The organism is Nocardiopsis salina YIM 90010 (assembly GCF_000341025.1).
GTDB classification, from domain to species: Bacteria; Actinomycetota; Actinomycetes; order Streptosporangiales; family Streptosporangiaceae; genus Nocardiopsis; species Nocardiopsis salina.
Genome location: NZ_ANBF01000053.1, coordinates 1 through 21,558 on the forward strand (window position 1 = coordinate 1; position 21,558 = coordinate 21,558).

Genomic DNA, 21,558 nt, shown 5'->3' on the forward strand with positions numbered 1-21,558 from the left:
TGCGGGACCTGGTCCGCACGGACCCCTCCCTGTTCCGGGCGCACCTGCACGCCCTCACGACCCGGTTCAAGAACCCCGGACGCCAGGTGACGCACGTGCACGTGGAGCTGTTCTCCGACCTGCTCACCCACCCGGACGTGGCGGCGCACACCGAACCCGACCGGACCGCGGTCGTGGACGCCCTGACCGCGCTCCTGGAGCGTCACCCCGGGGCCCTGGACACGCTCGTGGAACCGTGGATCCCCTTGCCGGAACACCGCGCGCGATGGCTGGTGGCGGCCGCACAGGAGACCGGCCACCTGGGCGAGCTGTACGCGCGCGCCCTGCACACGCCTTCCGGCCTCGACCACGGCGACCTGCGCAGACACGCGCTCAACGTCCGGACTCTGCTGTCCCTCATCGACAGCGCCCAGGGGCTGGGGCCGGCCCCGGGCGCATCCCCCGAGAAGGAGACGACACCATGACCACACCCACCCGAACCGGAATCGCCCTCGTCGCGGCAGGGCCCTTCCTGGGCGCGGCGCTCCACCCCGTGGCGGGCGGCTGGGTCTGGATCCCGGGCCTGTTGCTGCTCGTCGCAGGCGCGGCCGTGCTCCTCGTCGGTTTCACCGGGCCGGGCAGACAAGAGGAGACGGGGGACACGCCGCCCCTCGGTCCCCTTGCCGACACCGGGACCCCGCAGGCGCCCGCCCTTCCGAACACGACCCGGCTGAGGGAGACCCGCCTGCTCAGCAAGGACCCCGACCACACCTTCGTGCTCAAGGGCACGGTCCGGTGGAGCTGGACAGGGGACCCGCATCCCCTGCTCCGGGCCCCGGAGGCGCAGGCGCAGCAGGCGGTGGTCACCGTGGCCCGCGAGACCCTTGCCGCCCACGGGCCCCACGAGACCGACCCCGCCCGCCACGCGCTCGCCGCCCGGTTGGCCGAGGGAACGAGCGCTGCCGGGGGCGCCATGGAGGTGTGGTCGGACGACCTCGACCTGTGCCTGAGCGAGGAGGACCGCGCCCACCTGGACGCTCTCGCGCGGGTGCGCAAGGAACGCGGGCAGTGGGAGGCCGAACGCGAGGTCGAACGGGCCAAGCGCCGGTATTTCGCCGAGGACGCCTTCGCCTCCCCGGGCCAGGCGGTGCTGTGGGAACTGACCCGCAACGGCAACGACGTCGACCGTGCTCACGGACGGATCGACACCCTGACGGAGCTGGCCGAGGCCGGCAAGGGGGAGGACCTCGCCGACGTGCGAGAGCGGCTGCGCGGCCGGGAACCGGAACTGGCCTCCGCGCTCGATGGTCTGGGTGAGACGTCCGCGGGCGGCGCACAGGTGGGGGAGCCGGGGCACGCGCGGCCGGAACCGGAGCCGCTCGAGGTCCTGTCCGCCGCCGTCGAGCTGATCGAGGAGGGTCCCCACCGCAGCACGTTCGCCAACAGGGTCGCCGGTGCCGTGGAGCAGAGCCCCTGCGCGCACCTGGCGCCCGGGCTGCGGGAACGGTTTCAGATCCCGGCCTGGGCGGGCGCGGGCACCGAGACCCATGAGCATGGGGGAGCAGGGTCGGCCGAGAACGGTGAGGTCGGCGGAGGGGTGACCGGTGGCGAGCCGGAGACGCCTGCGTCAGAGGGGGAGGCTCCGGACGCGAGCGGGCCGGAACCCGAACGCGGGGTCCCGTTCGTTGCCCACCGCGAACAAGGGGCCGCCTCGCCGGAGCACGCACACCCCGCATCCGCCAATGGGCACCACCGGCCGGGGGACGACGACTGAGGCGGGCGGCGCTCAGCTGTAACCCCCGAGGAAGCGCCGCCCTCCTCCCATGAGCGTGGAACAGAACCCCCTCTCTGCAGACGGGGGAGGGATCAACCGTCCATGAGGCAGAACTCGTTGCCCTCGGGGTCGGCCAGGACCACCCACTCGGGGAACCGGGCGACCACCGAGGCACCGAGCCAGAGCAGCCGCTCCAACTCACCGTCGGCCCCCGTCAGGTCCACATGCAGGCGGTTCTTGCCGGCCTTCGGCTCGGGGACCTGCTGGAAGAACAGGTTCGGCAGGGCTGCGGGGCCCTCCACCAGGACCACGGGATCCTCCTCGGAGCCGTGCATCCCCAGGGCGCGCAGGCGCTCCAGCTCCTGCGCGTCGTAGGGCGCCGCCGCGTACTCGTCGAGCGCCGCGGCCCGGAATCGGGCGAGCGAAGCGGGGTGGCGGCAGTCGACGACGAGGTCACGGATCCGGGCCATGACAAGGATCCTGGCCGTCGGCCCGGCGCCCTCAACGGCTCTGCAGGGCGCCCTGCAGACGCGGTGACAGCTCCCTGACCGGCGGGTGTCCGTGGTACCGGCCCAGGGTCTGGGCCAGGCGGCGCAGATCAACCAGGACCGTCGCCGACTCCGACGGGGTGGCATCGCACAACAACCCCTCGGTCAACGCGCAGGCGTGGTCGACCTCCCCGGCGGCCGCGTGCGCGAGCGCCCGGCGTACCCCGAACCGGGTCCGTGCACGCACCGCCGTCGCGGGGAGCTCCGCGAGCGCCCGGTCCAGCACCTCGGCGCCCGCATCCGGTCTGCCGAGGTCGACCAGGCACCACCCCCGCGTCATGGCCACCGGATCGGTGACGTGCATGGATCCCAGTGTCTCCGGTCCGCCGGGAGGGCCGGCGAGATGGTGCTGAGCACGCTCCAGCGCCCGTTCGCACTCGGCCCGCGCACCCAACAGGGCGTGCCCCTGGGCCTCCCTCTTCGCTGCCAGACCCCGCACCCGGGTGGAGAGCCCGTCGAAGCACTGCGCTCGCCGGGCGAGGTCGACCGTTCCGGGGCCGTCGTGTGCGTACAGCCGGATCAGCGCCTGCCGGACCAGGGAGTAGGCGGCCATGTCCCGGTCACCCCCGGCCGTGGCGAGCTCCACGGCCTCGTCCGTCCGAACCCGGGCGTCGTGGTCGGAACCGGACTCCTGCGCCATCCACCCCGCGTACTCCGAAAAACGCGCGGCCAACTGCAGGACCGTCCCGCGTTGCGCCTCCGGCGCCGAGGCCGCCAGCGCACGCACGGCACCGGCCTGGGCACGCACCACGGGCAGCACCAGGTCGGGGGAGACGTGCTGGCCCAGTTCACGCACGCCGGCCAGCTGGTCCCGGAACGTGGGCAGCGTCTGCTCGGAGAACACACGCGCAGGTGCGGCCGCGGTTCCGGGGGCGTGCCCGACCAGTGAGGCCGCCCCGAGGGTCGCGGCCCCGAGGGCGAGTGCGGTGCGCCGGTCCACTCCGGGCGCGCCGTCGGAGGCCCTGCGGTCCGGGGCCAGGGCACTCAGCCCTCCGTCGGCGTGCAGAGCCGCGTCACAGGCGATCGCGGCCTCGGGAGAGGGAGGTTTGGCGCCGGTCTCGAGCTTGCTCAGATACCCCTTGCTGTAGTGGGTCGCCGCGCCCAGTGCAGTGAGGGACAGGCCCGCGGCGACGCGGCGACGACGGAGTTCGGGTCCGAAACGCTCCTCCATGCGCCCGGCCCTTCCCCGGCGGCCGGTACAGGAATCGGGACATCGGTCCCGTAACGGGCAGGGCGCGCGCCGGCGGGAGAGCGAAGTGCAGGATGGGGCCATGCCTTCCGCAACACCGGCGCCGCTGTGGGCGCTGACGGTGGTCGTCGCCGCCGGGGGAGCGCTCGGCGCCGTGACCCGGTACGGGCTCGACACGGCCTGGCCGCCCGCCGCCGCGGGTGTGTCCTGGACGATCCTCGCCGTCAACGTCACGGGCAGCCTGCTCATCGGCGTGCTCACGGAGGCCGTCGCGCACCGGATGCCGCAGAACCCGTGGCTGCGGCCGTTCCTGGGAGCGGGCGTGCTCGGCGGTTACACGACCTTCTCCGCCTACTCGATGGACGTGGTCACCGCGCTGGAACGCGGCGCTCCCGAGGTCGCCTTGGCCTACCTCTCCCTGACACTGGCCGGTGCGATCGCCGCAGTGTGGGCGGCCTCGGCTCTGGCTCACCGGATCCTGCGACCGAAGGAGGCGGCGTGAGCGTGCTCGCCGTCGCCGCGGGGGCCGCACTGGGCGCCCCGCTCCGCTACCTCACCGACCTCTGGCTGCGCAGCGTGCTGGGCGCAGCGTTCCCGTGGGGCACGCTCGTGGTCAACACCGCGGGCTCGCTGCTGCTCGGGGCGCTGCTGGGACTGCCGCTGTCGCCGCAGGCCATGGCTGTGTGGGGGACCGGGTTCTGCGGCGCGCTGACCACCTACTCCACGTTCGCGTTCGAGACCGTGCAGCTGGCCCGGGGAGGGGACGCACGCAGGGCCGCGGTGTACGTGGCGGCCGGTCTCGTGCTGGGGATCGCAACGGCCTGGGCGGGGCTGAGAGTCGTCCGGGCGCTGACGGGGTGACCGCGGGCCACCGGCTCGGACGGTCCGGCCCGTCCGAGCCGGTGGGATGATCGGGCCCGGGTTCCCCGAACCGCTTGTGGTCCCGCCCGCGCGCTGCCACCGTGGTCGCCGGAGCCCTGTGCAGGGTCCCGGAACCGAGACCGTCCAGCGCCCGGCCAGCCCGGCGCCGAGAGGAAGAACGACCCCATGCCCCCGCAGTCCCCCTCGCGCAGGCCGGTGACTCCGAGTGTGCTCGGCCTGTCCCTGTTGTGCCTGCTCATGCCCTTCTTCACCGTCTCCTGCAGCGGGATGACGGGCTCCCTGACGGTCTCCTACAGCGGGTTCGCGCTGGCCTTCGACGGGCTGCCGAGCGTGCAGGGCTCGGTGTCGGAGGAACTGGGCCGTGCCGACCTGGAAGAACTGCGCGTGGGCGTGCAGCCGATCCTGCTGCTGACGGTCCTGCTCGTCATCGGCGGGGGGTTTGNCTCGTCCCTCGCCCTAAGCCGCGCGCCGTCACCGGCATCGTCATGAGCGCCGTCGCCCTCGTCGGGCTGATCGCCAACCAGATCGCCCTGCACGTGGGCAGCGAGCAGGAGATGCGGGACGCCGGCGCCGCCGAGTACGGGGTCGAGTTCGCGGAGCTGTCGGTGGCCAGCGGGCCCGGGTTCTGGGTCATGGCACTGATGCTGGCCGGCGCCCTGGCGTGGTCCATCGCCGACCTGGTGCTGGACCGACGGGCGCAGGGCCCGCTCGGCCACTTCCGTCCGAGCGGGCCGGGTGGCCCGGGTGGTCCGGGTGGCCCGCTCCCGGGGTTCGGTGGGCCCGGACCGGACGGCGGCCCGTCGGGGCCCGGTCAGTTGTCCGGGCCGGGTTACGGCCCCCCGCCCGGGGCGGGCGGGTTCCCGCGCGCCGGCGGCGGACCCGGGCCGCAGGGTCCTCAGGTTCCGAACGCGGGACAACAGAGCCCGTATCCGGGGCCGCAGGTTCCGCACACAGGCCCGCGCGACCCGAACCCCGGCCCCGGAGGCCCCACGCCCCCGGGCCCTCACGGGACGCCTCCCGGGCACACCTGATCCGTTCGGTTCCCGGAGCGAAGGTGGCCCCGGGGCTGCCGGCTCCCTCGCGCCCCTCCGACCCGCCTTTCGACGGGCCCGGGAACGTCGTGTCCGACCGGCCCGGCGACGGCGCCATCGCTCCACGGAGCGCGCACGGTTCTTCGCCTGCCTAACCCATCACCTGCTCCATGCGGTCGGCCAGCCGGTCGGAGAGCAGTTCCGAGTAGGTGGAGGTCATGTGGTGGTGGTCGCGGTAGACCACCACGTTCCCGACGACCGCGTCGCAACGGTCCTCCGCGCAGAACAGGTCGGTCAGGTCGAGCAGGTGCACGTCGTCCTCCATGCGGCTCGCCGCCTGCACCTGCGGGTCCTCGTTCGGGAACGCCGCCCCGCGGGTGACGGCGCACTCGGCCAGGTCCTCGGTGTTCTCCTCCAGGCACTCGAAGACGTCCCGGTCGGCGACGGGGGTGTCGCGCACCGCCACGAACCGTTCGGTGAGCGGCGCCGCCTTCTCCCACTGCGTCGCCAGCCCCTCGGCGAGTGTGTCCGTGGGGTCGTCACCGGCGTCCACCGGTTCCACCTTCGCGGAGGCGCTGGAGAACACCACGTCCGCGTCCAGGTCCGCGAGCTCGTCCAACACCGCCTCGTTCCACTGCGCGCACTCGTCGTATCCCGACCCGTCGTTCCACCGCACCGGAGCTGCCGTGAACGCGCACGCCGACTTGGTCAGGGTCACCACCCGCCAACCGCGCTCCGTCCCGATCGTGTCCAGCGCCGGAACCCACTGGGCCGCGTGCGAGTCACCCACGACAACGAGGGTCCGCCCGCCGTCGGGGTCGCCGTACACACAGTCGGTGCGGGGGACGACCTCCTCCCGCTCGCCCTGGCACGCCTGCCCGTACAGCTCGGGGACGTCAGCCTCGGCCTCGACCAGCGCCGGGTACAGGTCGGCGCCCGTGGAAGCGGTGCCCTCCTCCAGCGCGGCCGCTCCCACGTGCACACGCGGGTCGAAGGGCGTGGAGGGGTACTGGCCGACCCGCGCCAGCGACGCCGCCCCCACGGCCGAGACCGCGACGATCCCGGCCACGGCCACCACCCCGGCCGAGCGCACACCCGGCACGAGACCGCGTTCGCGCACCGGATCCTCCACGCACACCTTGGTCAGCCAGGCCAACACGACGGCGGCAGCGGCCACCGCGACCATCTCCAGCGCTCCGAGGGAGGCCGCCCCCGTCCACGTCAGCGCGAACACGATCAACGGCCAGTGCCACAGGTACAGCGAGTACGAGATGTCGCCGACGAACTGTGCCGAACCCCAGTTCAGCGGGGTCTCCGTGCGCCCGGCCGCGATCACGGCCGCGGAGCCCAGCACGGGCAGCAGCGCCGCCCAACCCGGGAACGCGGTCGCATCGCTGTAGACCACGGCCGAGCCTCCGATCGCGGCCAGCCCCGCCCACACCAGCGGGGTCCGGGCGGCCGCGGGCACGGTCCGGTGCGCGAGCACGACCGCGAGCAGTCCGCCCACCGCCAGCTCCCACGCGCGCGTGGTCGGCAGGAAGTAGGCCGCCGCCGGGTCCTGTGCGGTGTAGGAGACCGAGTGCACCAGCGAGCCCACCAGAACCGTCGACAGAACCGCCCCCAACACCACGGGGGTCGCCCGCCACCGGCGCACCGTCCATGCCCACAGCACGAACAGAAGCGGCCACACGAGGTAGAACTGCTCCTCCACCGCCAGTGACCAGAAGTGCTGCACAGGGCTGGGTGGCGCGTCCGAGGCCAGGTAGTCCACGGCCTCGTGAGCCAGGTACAGGTTCTCCGCGTACACCGCAGAGGCGATGAGCTGCCACGCGGTGTCGCCCAGGCGGGTGATCGGCAGGGGCACCCACGNCGCCCCCGTCACGAGCAGCACCACCGTGGAGGCCGGAAGCAGGCGGCGCACACGGCGCACGTAGAAGCGGGCGATGGAGACCCTGCCGCGCCCGCAGACCTCCCGGTACAACAGCGACGTGATCAGGAACCCCGAGATCACGAAGAACACGTCCACGCCCACATACCCGCCGGGGAGCAGGTCGGGGTCGAGATGGTAGACGAGGACCAGCAGCACCGCGACCGCGCGCAGGCCCTGCACCTCGGGTCGGAACCGGCGTCCGGTCTCCGAAACGCTCGCGCCGTGGTCCTTCTTCTCCGCTGTGGACTGCGTCGGGGGCCGCACGAACAGTGGTCGCATCGGGCAATCCTCCCGATGCGCAGGGTGATTGCAAAGGCAACACGGAACGATTCGGCCTCTTCTCAACCGATGCTCACCGGGACGCGGGGAGGTGTTCTCCGGGTGCTCGATCGGCGTCCGCTCGGTGCTGTCCCCGTGCTTGCCCGGCGGAACGCGTACACACGGTGCACGGGCCGGAACCGTGCGGTGTGAAGCGCCCCCGGATCCGTGCTGTGGGGGCCGTTCGTGACACGACCGCTCCGGATCTCGGGCAGACTGGCGTGTACGCCCCGGCGACCCTCCCGCATGCCCCCGGTCCCGGGGACTTCCCCAGCCCCCAGGGCGCACACACGGCGTGGTTGCGCATCCGCGTCCGGTGACCGTGCGTCCGGCCCGCCGTGAGAGGAGATCGCGACCATTCCCCTCACCGACGCACGCACCGCCGTGGCCGGATCCGCCGTCGTGGCCACCGTCGTGGTCGTCGTGCCCGCCGTGCTCTATCCCCTGGTGGGTGTGTGGACGCTGCTCTGGCTGGTGCTCGTGGCCGCCGCCTCCGGGTTCCTCGCGCTGGGCGGGCCCGGGTCCCAGGGCCGCCCCGGAACCGCCGGACGGGACGGACGCCAGGACGGTCGGGCGCCGCACCCCGAGGGCGGACCCCACGCCTACCCCGGCGGGGCCCGCAGCGGTGCCGCGCACGCCTACGCCGACGGACCCGTGCACGGAACCCGCGTGGGCGAGATCGCCCTGGCCACGGCCGTTCCCGACTACGACCTGCGGCTGAGCGCCGTCGTGCACTGGCGCTGGTCCGGGCACGTCGACCTGACAGTACGCAACCCCGTCGCCCCCGCCGTCCGCGACATCGTCAGCCGAGCCGCTGCGAAGGTCGCCCGCACCCGCCCGCGCGACCACGGACGGACCGAGTGCGACCTGGGCGCGCAACTGGCGGTCGAGCACGCCGTCACCGGGACCGGCATCGTCGTGTGGGCCGAGCACGTGCGACTGCACCTGCCGGAGGAGGACGCCGAACGCCTCGCCCGCCTCAGCGACCTGCGCAAGGACCTCGGGCTGCGGGCCGCCCTCCAGGAGACCGAACGCGCACACACACCGGCCTACGGGCGCGCGCACACCGGAGGCGAGGGGCACCCGGCCCGCGGGCACGGTGGAGCGGTACCCGAACCCGCCCAGGGCCACGGGGTCGGAGCGAGCAGTGCAGCTGGAAGCGGACGGGCTGCCCACGGCCGGCGTCCGTGGGGCGGGTCCTGGTCCCGTTTCGGGGCCTCACCCGAGCCCGATCAGGGGTCGGGCCCGGGCCCGGACGAACCCGGAGAGGCCCCCGGCCCGTTCGAGGACGCGGGCCCCTCTGCCGGGCAGGGGCCGGACGAGTCCGGGCCGCCCGGGCGCCCGAGCCCGTACGGTTCCCACCCGGACGGCCCCGCTGCCCGCGGTCCGAACGTCCACGGGCCCGGCGCTCATGGTTGGGTCCCCCGTACGGGCGACGACGGCGAGGAGAACGACTTCGTCTACCTCGACCCCGTCCACGGCATGCCCGAGGAACCGGTCTTCACCGGGCCCGGCCACGACGTCGACGAGTACGGCTACGAGAGTTACTGGTGGCCGGCAGAGTCGATCCCGGACAGCGCCGAGGAGGACGTCCAGGTGGCCGTCCTGCGCGGCATGATCGAGGCCGTTCCCGACCGCCACGCCCGCGCGGAGTTCGCCGAACAGCAGCTCGGCGCCCTGGAGAAGGCCGGCTACGGCGAGGTCGCCCGCCGGGTCCGCGAGGGTTTCTGAGGCGCGGGCCGGACGCTGCGGGGGTCGTGCCACCGGAGCAGATCCCGGCGCCGTGGTCGGATCCGGAACCGGCCGCGCCGACCGGCTCCGACGCGGCCCTCAGCCGAACCGGTGGTCCTCGACCTCGGAGATGAGCTCGGCCCGGCGCTCCGGGGACAGGAACGAGGCCGTGAACGAGTTCCGGGCCAGGGTGCGCAGGTCCTCGTCGCTCAACCCCAGGTGCTCCTGTACGCCCAGGTAGTTGTCGTGCACGTGGCCGCCGAAGTAGGACGGGTCGTCGGAGTTGACCGTCACCAGCAGCCCCGCATCCATGAGCGTGCGCAGCGGATGGTCGGCGAGGGTGTCGACCGCCCGCAGCCGCACGTTCGAGAACGGGCACACGGTCAGCGGAACCCGGGTCCGCGCAAGGTGCTCGACCAGTTCGGGGTCGTCCAGGCTCCGGATCCCGTGGTCGATGCGTTCGGCGCCCAGCACCTCCAGCGCCTCCCGCACGTACTCGGCCGGACCCTCCTCGCCCGCGTGCGCGACCCGGCGCAGCCCGAGCCGGCCCGCGGCCTCGAAAACCTCCGCGAACTTGCCCGGAGGGTGGCCCACCTCGGCCGAGTCGAGGCCGACCCCCGTGATGTGCTCCAGGTGGGGGCGGGCCGCGTCCAGGGTCGCCATCGCGTCGTCGGCCGGGCGGTCGCGCAGGAAGCAGAGGATGAGGGCGGTCGAGACGCCGTGCCGGGCCTCGCCCTGCGTCAACGCGCTGGTCAGGCCGTTCAGCACGGTCTCGAACGGCACCCCGCGCGCGGTGTGGGCCTGCGGGTCGAAGAAGATCTCCGCGTGCCGCACCCCCTGGGCGGCCGCGCGGTCGAGGTAGGCGGCGGCGAGGTCGCGGAAGTCGTCCTCGGTGCGCAGCACATCCATGAGCTCGTAGTACAGGTCCAGGAACGACTGGAGGTCGTCGAAGGAGTAGGCCTCCCGCAGCTCCTCGACGCCGGGATGCTTAAGCGTGATGCCGTTGCGCCGGGCCAGCTCGAAGGCGAGCTCGGGCTCGAGGGTGCCCTCGATGTGGACGTGGAGTTCGGCCTTGGGGATCGGCATGTGCACCGGTGCTCTCTGTGGTGGTCTGCGTGCTTCGTCGCCATTGTGGCCGATTTCTGTGTGTGACTCGGCCCGGAGGGGCTCCGGGGGCACGCACGGACACGGGGCGGGACACGCCTCCCGCCCCGCACCGGATCATGCGAGGTGGTGGACCTCCTGGAGCCCGTACACGGGCGTGGGGACACCCTCGTGCCGGGCCTTCAACTGCAGGGCCAGATAGAGGGAGTAGTGCCGCGACTGGGCCAGGTTGCCCCCGTGGAACCACAACCCCTCCTGCTGGGTGGGCTTCCACATGTTGCGCTCCTCGCCCTCCCAGGGGGCCGGGGTCCTTGGCGGTCTCCGACCCCAGGCCCCACACCTTGCCGACCTTGTCGGCGACCTCCTGGCCGATGAGGTCGGCGGCCCAGCCGTTCATCGACCCGTAGCCGGTCGCGTACACGACCAGGTCGGCCTCCAGCTCGCTGCCGTCCTCCAGGACCACCGACGTCTCGGTCAGCTCTGCCACTTGACCGTGCACCAGGCCCACGCTGCCGTCGGCGACCAGGTCGGCGGCCCCGACGTCGATGTAGTAGCCGGACCCGCGCCTGAGGTACTTCAAGAACAGGCCGGAACCGTCCTCGCCCCAGTCCAGCCAGAAGCCCGCGCGCTCCAACCGCGCGTAGAAGTCCCGGTCGCGCTCGCGGATCCGGTCGTAGATCGGCCGCTGGAAGGTGTGCATGATCCGGTAGGGGATCGACGCGAAGGTGAGGTCGGCCTTCTCGGTGGTGGTTCCCGCCTCCAGGGCCCGCTCCGAGTACAGATCGCCCAGGCCCAGGTCCATCAGGGAGTCGGACGTGACGACGTGCGTCGAGGAACGCTGCACCATGGTCACGTCGGCGCCGTTCTCCCACAGCGCCCCGCAGATGTCGAAGGCCGAGTTGTTCGACCCGATCACCACGGCCTTCTTGCCCAGGTAGGCGTCCGGGCCCGGGTGTTGCGAGCTGTGGTGCTGGTCGCCGCGGAACCTGTCCTGCCCGGGCAGCTCCGGCACGTTGGGCTTGCCCGACATCCCCGTGGCGAGCACGAGGTGGCGGGGACGCAGGACGACCTCCTCGCCACCGCGGTCGACCACGACCGTCCACACGCCGTTCTCCTCGTCGTAGGAGGCACGGCGGCACGCTGTGGAGGCCCAGTAGTTGACCTCCATGACCTTGGTGTACATCTCCAGCCAGTCGGCGATCTTGTCCTTGGGCGCGAACACCGGCCAGTTGCGCGGGAACGGCAGGTAGGGAAGGTGGTCGTACCAGACGGGATCGTGCAGGCAAAGCGACTTGTACCGACCGCGCCACTGGTCACCGGGGCGCTCGTGCCGGTCCACCACCACGTAGGGCACCCCCAGCTGCGTGAGCCGTGCCCCGAGCGCGATCCCGCCCTGGCCGCCGCCGACCACCACCACGTACGGTTCGTAGGTCCGTCCCGGTCCCTCGATCTCGGAAGCACGCCGCTCCGCCCATGTGACCCGGTCCGGGTCGGCCCCGTGCACGGTGCCCAGCGGCCGACGGGTGTCCAGCGGTTCTTCGTGGCCCTTCAGCTCGTGGAGTGTGGTCAACAGGGTGAAGGCCCCTTCCTCCTTCAACCTGAGGTGGCCCTGGCCGCGACCGACCGCGGTCTCGAAGGAGATCCAGGCCGCGACCACCCCGCCGTCCTCCACCGGTTCCTCGGTCACGCGGAAACCGGACGGGTCCACGGTGTCGAGCACGGCGCGGAGCATGTGGGCCACGCCGGAACGGCCCTCGACCGTCCTGATGTTCCACGTGAAGGCGACCAGGTCACGCCAGAAGCAGGTGGTCGCGAACAGGTGCGCGGCGCGTTCGGGGTCGCGGTCGGACAACGCCTGCTCGAGGGCGGCCAGCCAGGCCTCCACACGTGCGCGCGGTCCTGTTCCGCTCGCATCGGTCTCCACGGTCTCGGCGAGTGTCATGACAGAGCCTCCTTGACGTAACGTGATGGCAATCACAGCCTGCGTGGTGGGAGGCCCACAAGGGTTGCGCTCGATTGCGCGTCCCCGGGCCCCGGACCACTGCGCCGATGAGGACGGTGAGAGTGACGACCTTCCGAGCGATGGCCCCCGGAACCGACCTGACATCCCACGCGCGCGCCCTCAACCGCACCCGTGACGAGGTCATGGGAGGCGCTCGGCCCAGCACCCGCCCCCGCAACCTGGTGGCCCGTTCCTGGTCGCGGGTCATGGACATGGGTCTGGACCCCGACGGCGCCAACCCCCGGCACCACCTACCCACCGACCAGGTCGAACACCGGCGCCGCACCTCGCCCCTGGCCGGTGTCCTACCGGAACTGCGCAGCATGGTCGCCACCGCGGCCCACGCCTCCGACTCGCTCATGGTGGTCACCGATGCGGACGGGGTCGTGCTCTGGCGCGACGGCGCGGTGCGGACCCGGTCCGGCGCAGACAGTCTGGGGTTCGGTGAGGGCTCCTGTTGGACCGAATCGGCGGTCGGCACCAACGCCATCGGTACCGTTCTGGCCGAAGGCCACCCGGTCGAGCTGTTCGCCGCCGAGCACTTCGAACAGCGCCAGCTGCCCTGGTACTGCACAGCGGCACCGGTCCACGACCCCCGCACGGGCCGGATACTCGGGGTCGTCGACCTCAGCGGCCCCGCACTCACCTTCCACCCCATGGCCGGGGCGCTGGTCACAGGTGCCGCCCGCATGGCCGAGATGCGGTTGGCCGAACAGCACCGCATGCGACTCGACCGCATCCGCGACGGTGCCGGGCCCCGGCTCGCCGCGGGCGAGGGCCCCTTCCTCCTCGTGGACGGCGACGGATGGGTGGCCCACGGCGACGGCCTGCCTCTGCCGGACCGGGTCGCCGCCCCGCGCGAAGGGCGCGCCCTGGCCGTCCCGGGTCTGGGTGCCTGCTTGCCCGAACAGGTGGGGGAGGGATGGCTTCTGCGCGCCTGTTCCCGGACGCCGGACGAGGTCGTCGACCTGGTCCTGGACCTGTCGGGCACTCCGAGCGCCGAGGTCGCGGGCGGAGGACGCCGCTGGCGCACGGGGCTCACCACCCGCCACGCGGAGATCCTCCTGATGGTGTACCTGGCCGGCCCCGACGGCATCGGTGCCGCCACGCTCAGCCGTGCGCTGCACGGGGACGACGCGCATGTGGTCAGTGTCAGGGCGGAGGTGTCCCGCCTGCGCCGGGTGCTGGGCGCCGTGCTGTTGTCGAGGCCCTACCGGTGCGCGGAGGGGGTGCGTCTGGAGGTTGACGCGGGAGCGGTCGCCCGGCTGAGCGAGAGCGCCTTCGTGCGCGAGCACGCCTGCGAGCGGGTGCGCGAGGCGGTGCGTGCCATGGAGGCGGCCGCGGGTGGTGCCGCGCGGTAGATCCCGGACCGACAATGCGTGTGGACCCGTGCCGTGTGGGCCGTCCGCCCGGGCGGGAACCATCCCGGTGTGGACGGACCCGAACGCACACCCGACGGCCATCACGTACTCATCAACGGCAGGCGCTGGCGGGCCTCCGACCCTGACCTGCCCGAGGACGTGCGCGAACGCCTGGTGGGTTTGCTCATGGCGGCCCGTAGGCAGGTCGGTGCCGCACGCCGTTCCGGGGACCGGGACGCCGAGGAGGACGCCCGACGGCGCGTGCAGTGCGCCAAGGAAGGGCTGGGCGAACGCGGCACCCCCTGGTGGGAACTGGCCCCCGACGCCCGCCGCCGCCGTTGGCAACAGGCCCTGCACCGGTTGGAGGGTGACGGCCGCCCGCCGGGATGATCGAGTCGGCCGACGCCTCGGCACGGGGCCGCCCCGGGTTCCCGGTTCCCCGCCCCCGCAGGGCGCGTGGCATCCTGGGAACCCAGGACCACGGCCGGGAGGAACACCCCCACATGAGCATCGACGTGCCGCAGGAGCGACCCCGCCCGGCCCTGGGCTCGCTCAGCGGGCGCGCCAGTCTGCGTTCCCGTGTGGCCGAGGCCCTGCGTGAGGCCCTGGTGGTCGGCGAGCTCGAACCCGGCAGCATCTACTCCGCGCCCGCCCTCGCCCAACGCCTCGGCGTCTCGGCCACCCCCGTGCGCGAGGCCATGATGGAGCTCGCGCAGGAAGGGCTGGTCGAGCCTCTGCGCCACCGGGGATACCGGGTCGTGGAGTTCAGCGACCGCGCCCTGGACGAGATCCTGGAAGTGCGGACCCTCCTCGAAGCGCCCATGGTCGGGCAGGCCGTTACCCTGGCCGGGCCGGAGCAGGTCGCGGACCTGCGCGCGCTCGCCGACGGCATCGAACGCGCCGCCGCCGACGGGGACCTCACAGGGTTCATCGCCGCTGACACCGCCTTCCACCTGCGCCTCCTGAGCATCGCGGGCAACACCCGGCTCGTGGAGGAGGTGCGGCGCCTGCGCGGGATGTCGCGACTGTCGGCGGTGAAGCGTCTGCACGAAGAAGGGCTGCTGGCCTCCACCATGCGGGAGCACCACGCGCTCCTGGACCTGGTCGAGGCGGGCGACGCGGCCGGGGCCGAGGACCTCATGCGCCGCCACCTCGGGCACGTCCGGGGCGTGTGGGCGGGCCGTTCCGAGCAGGCCTGAGGCCCCGGTCCGGGCCGGACGTCGGGCCGGTTCTCGACGCCGCCCATCGGTCAGGTTCTCCGCTTCTCCCCCCAGGGCGAACGCGTTCATCCGATACATATGAGAGACCGCGTACCGGGTACCCCGAGAGGAGAGCACAGGCGTCGACGGAGGGAACGCCATGGCCACGAAGGACCTGTCCGGTATCCCCCGCACCACGCTGCCCGACACGAGCCTGTCCCTGCTGCGTGAGGGCTACGTCTTCATCTCCTCCACGTGTGACCGCCTGCGGACCGACGTGTTCCGCACACGGCTGCTGCTGAGACCGGCCTTCTGTGTCCGGGGCGCCGATGCCGCCGAGCTGTTCTACGGCAGTGACCTCTTCACCCGGCAGGGTGCGATGCCGGGCACCGTCGTCCACCTGCTGCAGGATTTCGGCAGTGTGCAGATGCTGGACGGCCAGGAGCACGCCGACCGCAAGCGCATGTTCCTCGCGCTCCTGGAACCCGGGCTGATCGACGCCTTCACCAGCACGCTCGCCGAGGTCTGGGACGCCCGGGCCGACCGGATCGCGGCCGGTGAGACGATCGAACTGTACTCGGAGACGAACCGAATGCTCACCGAGGCCGCCCTGCGCTGGCTCGGGCTGCCCGCGACACAGAACCAGGTCGGGCTGCGTACGCAGGAACTCGCCGCAATGGTCGACCACGCCGGGACGGTGGGCCCGCGCAACGCGTGGGCGAGGTGGATCCGGCGTCGCAGCGAACGCTGGGCGGGGCGGATGATCGACATGATCCGGGCCGACGTCCTGAGACCCCGGCCCGGCACGCCCGCCGTCCTGATCGCGGAGCACACCGAGAACGGCCGTCCCCTCGACACCGAGGTCGCTGCCGTGGAGCTGCTCAACATCGTGCGGCCGATCGTCGCCGTCAGCCGCTTCATCGTGTTCGCCGCGCTGGCCCTGTGGCAGAACCCGCAGTGGAAGAAGGAGTTCGCCGGCGGAGACCTGTCGCGCCTGCAGCCCTTCGCGCAGGAGGTCCGCCGCTACTACCCGTTCTTCCCGCTCATCGGGGGACGGTCCCGGCGCCCCTTCACCTGGCGCGGTTACCGCTTCCCGGAGGACAGCTGGGTACTGCTCGACCTCTACGGCACCAATCACGATCCGCGTTCGTGGGCCGACCCGGACGCGTTCCGGCCGGAGCGGTTCGTGGACCGGGAACCCACGCCGTACGACCTCGTCCCGCAGGGTGGCGGGCCATTCGACAGCGGGCACCGGTGCCCGGGGGAGCGGTTGACCATCGCGACCGTGGAGACGATGGTGCGCCTGCTGAGCCACACCGATCACACCCTCCCGGCGCAGGACCTGACCTACACGATGGCCTCGATGCCGGCCCTGCCCCGCAGCGGCCTGCTCATCAGCAGGACACACGGGTAGGCGCGGGTCCGGTCACCCGAAGCCGTCGGGCGAGGCCGTCTCCCCGGGGGCCGTGCGCGGGGACGACGGCCCGCATCTCTCACCCCGTATGCCGAAACCTCCACGAAACCCCGCCGACCTGGGGTTCCGGTGAGTCCCTGTCCGGGGTCTCCGTCGGGTCACGAAAGGACCCCCGGCCCTTGTTCCGTGCAACGTACAATTGTACGTTGCACAAGTCTCATCACCCGGCCCGCACCCTCTCCCCCACCCGGGCCCCGTCCCCCAGGAGTTGTGCGTGTCCCCGCAACAACAATCCACGGTCGGCAAACCCGCCACCAACCGCCGAGTCCTCATCGGCAGCCTCAGCNNCACCGCCGCAGCGATCATCTTCGACAAGCAGTTCTTCCCCAACGACGACCCCTTCATCTCGTTGCTGCTGTCGTACCTGTCGCTCTCATTGACCTTCTTCATCCGACCCTTCGGCGGCATCGTCTTCTCCCACATCGGCGACCGCATCGGTCGGAAGAAGACCCTGGTCATCACGCTCTCCCTCATGGGAGGCGCCACCGTCGCCATCGGCCTCCTGCCCACCTACGCGCAGGTCGGCGTGCTCGCGCCCCTGCTGCTCATCACCTGCCGCATCATCCAGGGCCTGGCCATCGGCGGCGAATGGGGCGGGGCGCTCCTGCTCGCCTACGAGTACGCGCCCAAGAAGCGGCGCGGGTTCTTCGGCTCCGTGCCGCAGACCGGCATCACCATCGGCATGCTCATGTCGACCATCGCGTTCAGCCTGGTCAGCCTGCTTCCGACGGAACAGTTCGAGGCATGGGGCTGGCGCATCCCCTTCGTCGCCAGCATCGTGCTCATCTTCGTCGGTCTGTGGATCCGCCAGGGGCTGGCGGACACCCCCGCCTTCCGAAAGGCCAAGGAGAGCGGCACCATCGCCAAGCTCCCCATCAAGGACACGATGCGAGACCACTGGCGTTCGGTGCTCGTGGCGGTCGGCGCGAAGATCGTGGAGACCGCGCCGTTCTACATCTTCGCGACCTTCGTCGTCAGCTACGCCACCGGCATCCTCGACATGCGTGAATCGGTCGTGCTCAACGCCGTCAGCGCGGGTGCGTTGGTCAGCACGTTCGTGATCCTGGCCATGGGCTCGCTCTCCGACCGCATCGGCCGCCCCAAGGTCTACCTCGGCGGAACCGTGCTCATCGCCCTGTTCTCGGTGCCGTTCTTCCTGCTGCTCAACCTGCAGATGAACTGGGCGGTCTACGCGGCCGTGGTCATCAGCCTCGGTGTGGTCTGGCCCCCGGTCACCGCCACCCTGGGCACCCTGACCTCGGAGATCTTCCCCGCCCGGGTGCGCTACACCGGCGTCACCCTCGGCTACCAGATCGGCGCCGCCCTCGCCGGCGGTACCGCTCCGCTGCTGGCCACGTGGATGCTCGCCACCTTCGACGAGGCCTGGTGGCCCATCGCCGCCTACATGGTCGGGCTCGCCGTGCTCTCCTTCGTCGCTGTCTCCCTCGCCGGGCCGGTTCTGCGCAAGGAGACCGCCCTGCTGCGGGCGCGCGGCCTGAGCATCGACTCCGTGGCGCCCGGGACCGACCACACCGTCGACGCGAACAGCACCGCCGACGTCGAGGCCGGCCAAGGTGCGAACTCCGGCGGACAGAACCAGGAGAAGGCATGATCCCCGACCCCACCGCGACCGCCGCGAGCACCGCGGATGCCACCACCGCGGACGCCACGGCCACCGCGACCGGCGGGCTGCCCTTCGTCGGGGCCGACGAGGTCGCGCGCCGCATCGGCCCCGACCGCGCCCGCGAGCTGGTGGACAAGGCCCTGCGGGACGGGTTCGACCCCGCACAGGACCCCGCGCGCGTTCACACCGGCGCCGGCGACGGGCACCTGCTCCTGATGCCCTCGACCCTGGGACAGTGGGTCGGCGTCAAGGTCGCCACCGTCTCGCCCGAGAACCCGGGACGCGGGCTGCCGCGCATCCAGGCGGTGTACGTGCTCATGGACGCGCGCACCCTCACCCCGCGCCTGATGGTGGACGGTGTCAGCCTGACCTCCCTGCGCACCCCCGCCACCTCCGCCGTGGCCGCCGACCACCTCACCGCGCCGGACGCCACCACCCTCGTGGTGTTCGGCAACGGACCGCAGGCCGTCGAGCACACCGTCGCGATGTCCCGGATCCGCGACTTCACCGACGTGCGCCTGGTCGGACGCAGCCCGCACAAGGTGCGCGCCGCCCTCGACGAGCTCGCCGACCGCGGGATCGACGCCCGTCCCGGGAAACCCGAGGACGTGGCCGGGGCCGACCTCGTGGTGTGCGCGACCTCCGCGGCCGAACCCCTCTTCGATGGATCGCTCGTGGACGACGGCGCGTGTGTGATCGCGATGGGGTCCCACGAGACCGACCGCCGCGAGGTCGACGCGGGTCTCATGGGGCGCGCCTTCGTCGTCGTCGAGGACCGGGGCGCGGCCATGCGCGAGTGCGGCGACGTCGTCATGGCCGTGGACGAAGGGACGCTGACGCCCGACGCCCTCACCGGACTGGCACCGCTGGTGCGCGGGGAGGTGACCCGGCGCGAGGACCGGCCCAACGTCTTCAAGGGCTCGGGGATGTCGTGGCAGGACCTCGCCGTCGCCGTGGGCGTCGCGCCCGAGGCGCCGGAGGTCTGACGCGGGGGTTGGGTGCCTGATGTGGGACGTGGGGGCCCTTCGGGAGACTGATGATCACGTCCATGCCGAGGTGTTCCTTGAGCATGTGGGTGAGGTTGTCGCACTCGATGATCTGCATGCGGCCGTGACGCCGGGCGTGTTCGTGGCCGCCCTTGGTCACCCACGAGGTCGTGACCATGATGCCCTTCGAGGCGTGCTTGCCCTCCATGGTCCCCTCCAGCTCCCGGACCGCGGCGACCCCGACGGCCCGGCTGTACCCCAGCCCGGACTCCCCGGTCGGGACGCCCCCGGGCCGTGTGTGACACCGGGCACCACTCACTCCGCGACCTGATATTCGTAGGCTTGCCGGACCAGACCCATGACCTGGCCCAGGTCGGAATTCTCGTCCAGGTTGAGCTGGACGTTGCCGTTACCCCACCGCCCCTTGCCCGTTATGTCCCAGGCGAGGCCGCGCTCGTCGTGCAGCACCTCGAAGGGCATGTTCAAGGTCAGGCGCAGGCGTTCGGCCTGTCCGACCACGTCGACGAAGTTGGTCTCGGCCTTGAAAGCGACGTAGTTTTTCAGGAAGGTCTCGGTGACCTCGTCACCGATCGCCAGTACTGCCTTCCTGAACTGTTCGAACAGGGCCCCGTTCACGGGGCGAAGAAGGTTCGGATGGTCTGCGATGGTGTATTGCGAGCCCGTATCGTGTGGGGCCATCTCTGGCAGGTCCGTCGGCAATTCGGGCCGGGGCCACACCTCGAGAGCGATGTCGGCCAGTCTCTCGGCACGCTGCACGATCGCCGTTTCATCCCACTTGTCCAGCGTGCCCAAGCCGCGGTTCAGGCGTAGCGGGCTCTCGCGGAATCCACCCTCCATGTCCCTTTTGCAGGCGAAGGGGCTGTCCCCGTACTCGGAGTTATAACCCGTCAGGGTGAGGTTGCCTATTGTGTGAAGGTAGCGCGCATGCACGCCGGCCCAGTCCTCGCCGAGGTCGTCCCGCCACTGACGTGGCAAGTTCTCGTTCTGCGGCATGATGTGCTCGATCGTGTAGTCCTCGATTGGGACTTCTTCTTTCCGTCCGGCGTTCTCCAATTTCCGCAAGAGGTAAGAACGGCGCTTGAACGTGTACATGTTGCTGTACATGAGTTCGCGCGCGAAGTCCTCGTCACGCGGAAAGGCGCGATAGCTCTTCAACCACAGGAGGTGGGCCTTCACGCTGGCCAGGTAGCGGCTCTTGTCGATCGCTCTGGTGAAGGTGCTGAAGGTGCGGTTCAGCGAGTTGGTGGGCATACGACAGACAGCGCGGCGGAAGATGTAGGAGGTCACCATGCCGACGATCTCCGCCAGGTCGTCGCGGGACAGTACACCCCGTTCATAATCAGTGTAGAGCTCCAACAACAGGGGATAGACGACGTCCGCCTTGATCTCGCGCAGATCCTGGAAGGCTTCAGCGAGCCCCTTGTCCTGCTCGCGGCCGAGCGCTACCGCGCAGTACCGCCACGCGTACTCGCGCAACTCCTTGAGCAGCGGTTCGATGCGGTGTCCATGGGTTCCGGACCGGAGGGCATGGTCCTTGAACGCTTCATACACGTCGTTGAAACGGGGGATCTCGCCAGTAATGACGGTCAGATAGTGGCGAATGAAGTCGTCGAACTGCCTCTCGTATGCGGCCTGCCCGAAATCGGTCTCCATCGGACGCCAGTAGGTGGAGTACCACCTCTCCTGGAGCTCGGGCTCCAGTCCCATGAGCACGAAGTTGCGGATGAGATCGGCCTGGGACAGCTTCAGGCCGGTGGAGTTCATGGACTCGAAGATCAGCTGCGGATTGTCCTGAGTGCGATCCAACCGAATGTCGACGACGACGAGCTTGGCCAGGCCCCGGCACACCGCGGCCAGGTTCGCACCGGTAGCCCTCAGGTGTCGGAGGAAGAGCTCGAAGTTTTGCCGCACATTGTCGGAGTCCGACGTCGGCAGCCTGGTCCCGGCGACGATCGCTTTCAGGGTGTCCCGGTCCTGCTCGGACAAGAGCAGCCGGAAGTACTCCTCGCCGTCCTCGTCGTCGTTGACGAGGTAGCGCTTGCGCAGCTTGGTCGGAGAGAACCCCTTCAAGGGCTCGCGTTCGTCCTCCGGCAGGTCTTCGAGGACCCGGGCCAGCGCCGCGATCAGCAAGGTCACGGTGGTCATCCGCTGCTGGCCGTCGATGATCAGGTCGGGTTCCTGGGTCGTCAGGTTCGAGAGCCCCTTCTCGACGTGCACGATCGAACCGATGAAGTGTGACTTCAGAGCCTCGTCGCCGCCGGACCGCACCACGTCTGCCATGAGCTGGTGGCACTGATCGGCCGTCCAGGAGTAGGCCCGCTGGTAGATCGGGATGACGAACTGGTGGCTCTTGTTGAGAAGGGAGATCAGGGACGTTTCGGAGGCCTTCATGGATCACATTCTGA

At 71.3% G+C, this 21,558-nt stretch carries 19 protein-coding genes; 12 read left to right on the top strand and 7 right to left on the bottom strand.

Translation table 11 applies throughout. From position 1 onward, the window contains the following. Positions 1-464 (top strand): hypothetical protein (locus D474_RS32180; protein ID WP_040703104.1); only part of this gene is annotated, 464 nt, incomplete at its 5' end. Then, entirely contained in the window at positions 461-1,753 is a 1,293-nt protein-coding gene (locus tag D474_RS0105710) for a hypothetical protein (protein ID WP_017612633.1), read from the top strand. The genes D474_RS32180 and D474_RS0105710, both read left to right, overlap by 4 nt. 92 nt (positions 1,754-1,845) lie before the next feature. On the opposite strand, the gene D474_RS0105715 is transcribed toward D474_RS0105710, so the two are convergent. After that, positions 1,846-2,223, bottom strand: a complete 378-nt coding sequence (locus tag D474_RS0105715; protein WP_017612634.1) for a VOC family protein — start codon at positions 2,221-2,223, stop codon at positions 1,846-1,848. A gap of 31 nt (positions 2,224-2,254) precedes the next feature. Then, on the bottom strand, positions 2,255-3,472 hold the full coding sequence (locus tag D474_RS0105720; RefSeq protein WP_017612635.1) for a helix-turn-helix domain-containing protein: 1,218 nt from the start codon (positions 3,470-3,472) through the stop codon (positions 2,255-2,257). A 100-nt stretch (positions 3,473-3,572) separates the two neighbouring features. On the opposite strand from D474_RS0105720, the gene D474_RS0105725 reads away from it, so the two are divergent. The 3 genes from D474_RS0105725 to D474_RS32595 all read left to right on the top strand — a co-directional run bounded on the left by D474_RS0105725 (position 3,573) and on the right by D474_RS32595 (position 5,403). Beyond that, a complete protein-coding gene (locus tag D474_RS0105725; protein ID WP_017612636.1) occupies positions 3,573-3,992 on the top strand; it encodes a fluoride efflux transporter FluC in 420 nt (139 codons plus the stop codon). Then, positions 3,989-4,351 (top strand): fluoride efflux transporter FluC, encoded by a 363-nt coding sequence (locus tag D474_RS0105730; protein ID WP_017612637.1) that lies wholly within the window; start codon positions 3,989-3,991, stop codon positions 4,349-4,351. The genes D474_RS0105725 and D474_RS0105730 overlap by 4 nt, the downstream gene beginning before the upstream one ends. A 506-nt stretch (positions 4,352-4,857) precedes the next feature. Continuing rightward, a complete protein-coding gene (locus D474_RS32595) occupies positions 4,858-5,403 on the top strand; it encodes a hypothetical protein (protein ID WP_026118204.1) in 546 nt (181 codons plus the stop codon). A gap of 151 nt (positions 5,404-5,554) precedes the next feature. Here D474_RS32595 and D474_RS0105745 read toward each other — a convergent pair whose 3' ends face one another. Continuing rightward, complete coding sequence (locus D474_RS0105745; protein WP_017612639.1) at positions 5,555-7,612, bottom strand: acyltransferase family protein; 2,058 nt, start codon at positions 7,610-7,612, stop codon at positions 5,555-5,557. A gap of 423 nt (positions 7,613-8,035) precedes the next feature. Between D474_RS0105745 and D474_RS0105750 the strand changes: the two genes are divergently transcribed. After that, complete coding sequence (locus D474_RS0105750) at positions 8,036-9,382, top strand: hypothetical protein (protein WP_026118206.1); 1,347 nt, start codon at positions 8,036-8,038, stop codon at positions 9,380-9,382. Positions 9,383-9,481: 99 nt separating this feature from the next. Here D474_RS0105750 and D474_RS0105755 read toward each other — a convergent pair whose 3' ends face one another. Together D474_RS0105755 and D474_RS27790 are read right to left on the bottom strand one after the other, a co-directional pair. Continuing rightward, the gene (locus D474_RS0105755) at positions 9,482-10,468 is read right to left on the bottom strand and encodes an adenosine deaminase (protein WP_017612640.1); all 987 of its coding nucleotides are present in this window, start codon (positions 10,466-10,468) and stop codon (positions 9,482-9,484) included. Next, on the bottom strand, positions 10,371-12,428 hold the full coding sequence (locus D474_RS27790) for an NAD(P)/FAD-dependent oxidoreductase (RefSeq protein WP_239647005.1): 2,058 nt from the start codon (positions 12,426-12,428) through the stop codon (positions 10,371-10,373). Before D474_RS27790 ends, D474_RS0105755 begins: the two co-directional genes overlap by 98 nt. Positions 12,429-12,550: 122 nt before the next feature. Here D474_RS27790 and D474_RS0105765 point away from each other — a divergent pair, with 122 nt between their 5' ends. From D474_RS0105765 to D474_RS0105790, 6 genes are all read left to right on the top strand, one after another. Next, positions 12,551-13,849, top strand: a complete 1,299-nt coding sequence (locus D474_RS0105765; RefSeq protein ID WP_026118207.1) for a GAF domain-containing protein — start codon at positions 12,551-12,553, stop codon at positions 13,847-13,849. Between the two features lie 69 nt (positions 13,850-13,918). After that, positions 13,919-14,239, top strand: coding sequence for a hypothetical protein (locus tag D474_RS0105770; RefSeq protein ID WP_026118208.1), 321 nt, complete (start codon positions 13,919-13,921; stop codon positions 14,237-14,239). A gap of 113 nt (positions 14,240-14,352) precedes the next feature. Next, the gene (locus D474_RS0105775; RefSeq protein ID WP_026118209.1) at positions 14,353-15,048 is read left to right on the top strand and encodes a GntR family transcriptional regulator; all 696 of its coding nucleotides are present in this window, start codon (positions 14,353-14,355) and stop codon (positions 15,046-15,048) included. Between the two features lie 160 nt (positions 15,049-15,208). Further along, the gene (locus D474_RS0105780; RefSeq protein WP_017612644.1) at positions 15,209-16,462 is read left to right on the top strand and encodes a cytochrome P450; all 1,254 of its coding nucleotides are present in this window, start codon (positions 15,209-15,211) and stop codon (positions 16,460-16,462) included. 274 nt (positions 16,463-16,736) lie between these two features. After that, positions 16,737-18,134, top strand: coding sequence for an MFS transporter (locus tag D474_RS0105785; protein ID WP_017612645.1), 1,398 nt, complete (start codon positions 16,737-16,739; stop codon positions 18,132-18,134). Next, positions 18,131-19,132, top strand: a complete 1,002-nt coding sequence (locus tag D474_RS0105790; protein WP_017612646.1) for an ornithine cyclodeaminase family protein — start codon at positions 18,131-18,133, stop codon at positions 19,130-19,132. The genes D474_RS0105785 and D474_RS0105790 overlap by 4 nt, the downstream gene beginning before the upstream one ends. Here the strand turns inward: D474_RS0105790 and D474_RS34215 are convergent. Continuing rightward, a complete protein-coding gene (locus D474_RS34215; RefSeq protein WP_161628660.1) occupies positions 19,059-19,451 on the bottom strand; it encodes a restriction endonuclease in 393 nt (130 codons plus the stop codon). The two genes, D474_RS0105790 and D474_RS34215, sit on opposite strands and share 74 nt — an antisense overlap. After that, positions 19,448-21,544, bottom strand: coding sequence for a DUF262 and DUF1524 domain-containing protein (locus D474_RS0105800; protein WP_017612648.1), 2,097 nt, complete (start codon positions 21,542-21,544; stop codon positions 19,448-19,450). The genes D474_RS34215 and D474_RS0105800 overlap by 4 nt, the downstream gene beginning before the upstream one ends. Positions 21,545-21,558 lie beyond the last annotated feature (14 nt).

What these genes read in the sequence shown, in the direction of transcription:
- D474_RS0105790 (WP_017612646.1), top strand. Translation starts at nt 18,131, where the DNA reads ATGATCCCCGACCCCACCGCGACCGCCGCGAGCACCGCGGATGCCACC.
- D474_RS0105775 (WP_026118209.1), top strand. Translation starts at nt 14,353, where the DNA reads ATGAGCATCGACGTGCCGCAGGAGCGACCCCGCCCGGCCCTGGGCTCG.
- D474_RS27790 (WP_239647005.1), bottom strand. Translation starts at nt 12,428, where the DNA reads ATGACACTCGCCGAGACCGTGGAGACCGATGCGAGCGGAACAGGACCG.
- D474_RS0105720 (WP_017612635.1), bottom strand. Translation starts at nt 3,472, where the DNA reads ATGGAGGAGCGTTTCGGACCCGAACTCCGTCGTCGCCGCGTCGCCGCG.
- D474_RS0105780 (WP_017612644.1), top strand. Translation starts at nt 15,209, where the DNA reads ATGGCCACGAAGGACCTGTCCGGTATCCCCCGCACCACGCTGCCCGAC.
- D474_RS0105800 (WP_017612648.1), bottom strand. Translation starts at nt 21,544, where the DNA reads ATGAAGGCCTCCGAAACGTCCCTGATCTCCCTTCTCAACAAGAGCCAC.
- D474_RS0105755 (WP_017612640.1), bottom strand. Translation starts at nt 10,468, where the DNA reads ATGCCGATCCCCAAGGCCGAACTCCACGTCCACATCGAGGGCACCCTC.
- D474_RS0105710 (WP_017612633.1), top strand. Translation starts at nt 461, where the DNA reads ATGACCACACCCACCCGAACCGGAATCGCCCTCGTCGCGGCAGGGCCC.
- D474_RS0105715 (WP_017612634.1), bottom strand. Translation starts at nt 2,223, where the DNA reads ATGGCCCGGATCCGTGACCTCGTCGTCGACTGCCGCCACCCCGCTTCG.
- D474_RS0105725 (WP_017612636.1), top strand. Translation starts at nt 3,573, where the DNA reads ATGCCTTCCGCAACACCGGCGCCGCTGTGGGCGCTGACGGTGGTCGTC.
- D474_RS32595 (WP_026118204.1), top strand. Translation starts at nt 4,858, where the DNA reads ATGAGCGCCGTCGCCCTCGTCGGGCTGATCGCCAACCAGATCGCCCTG.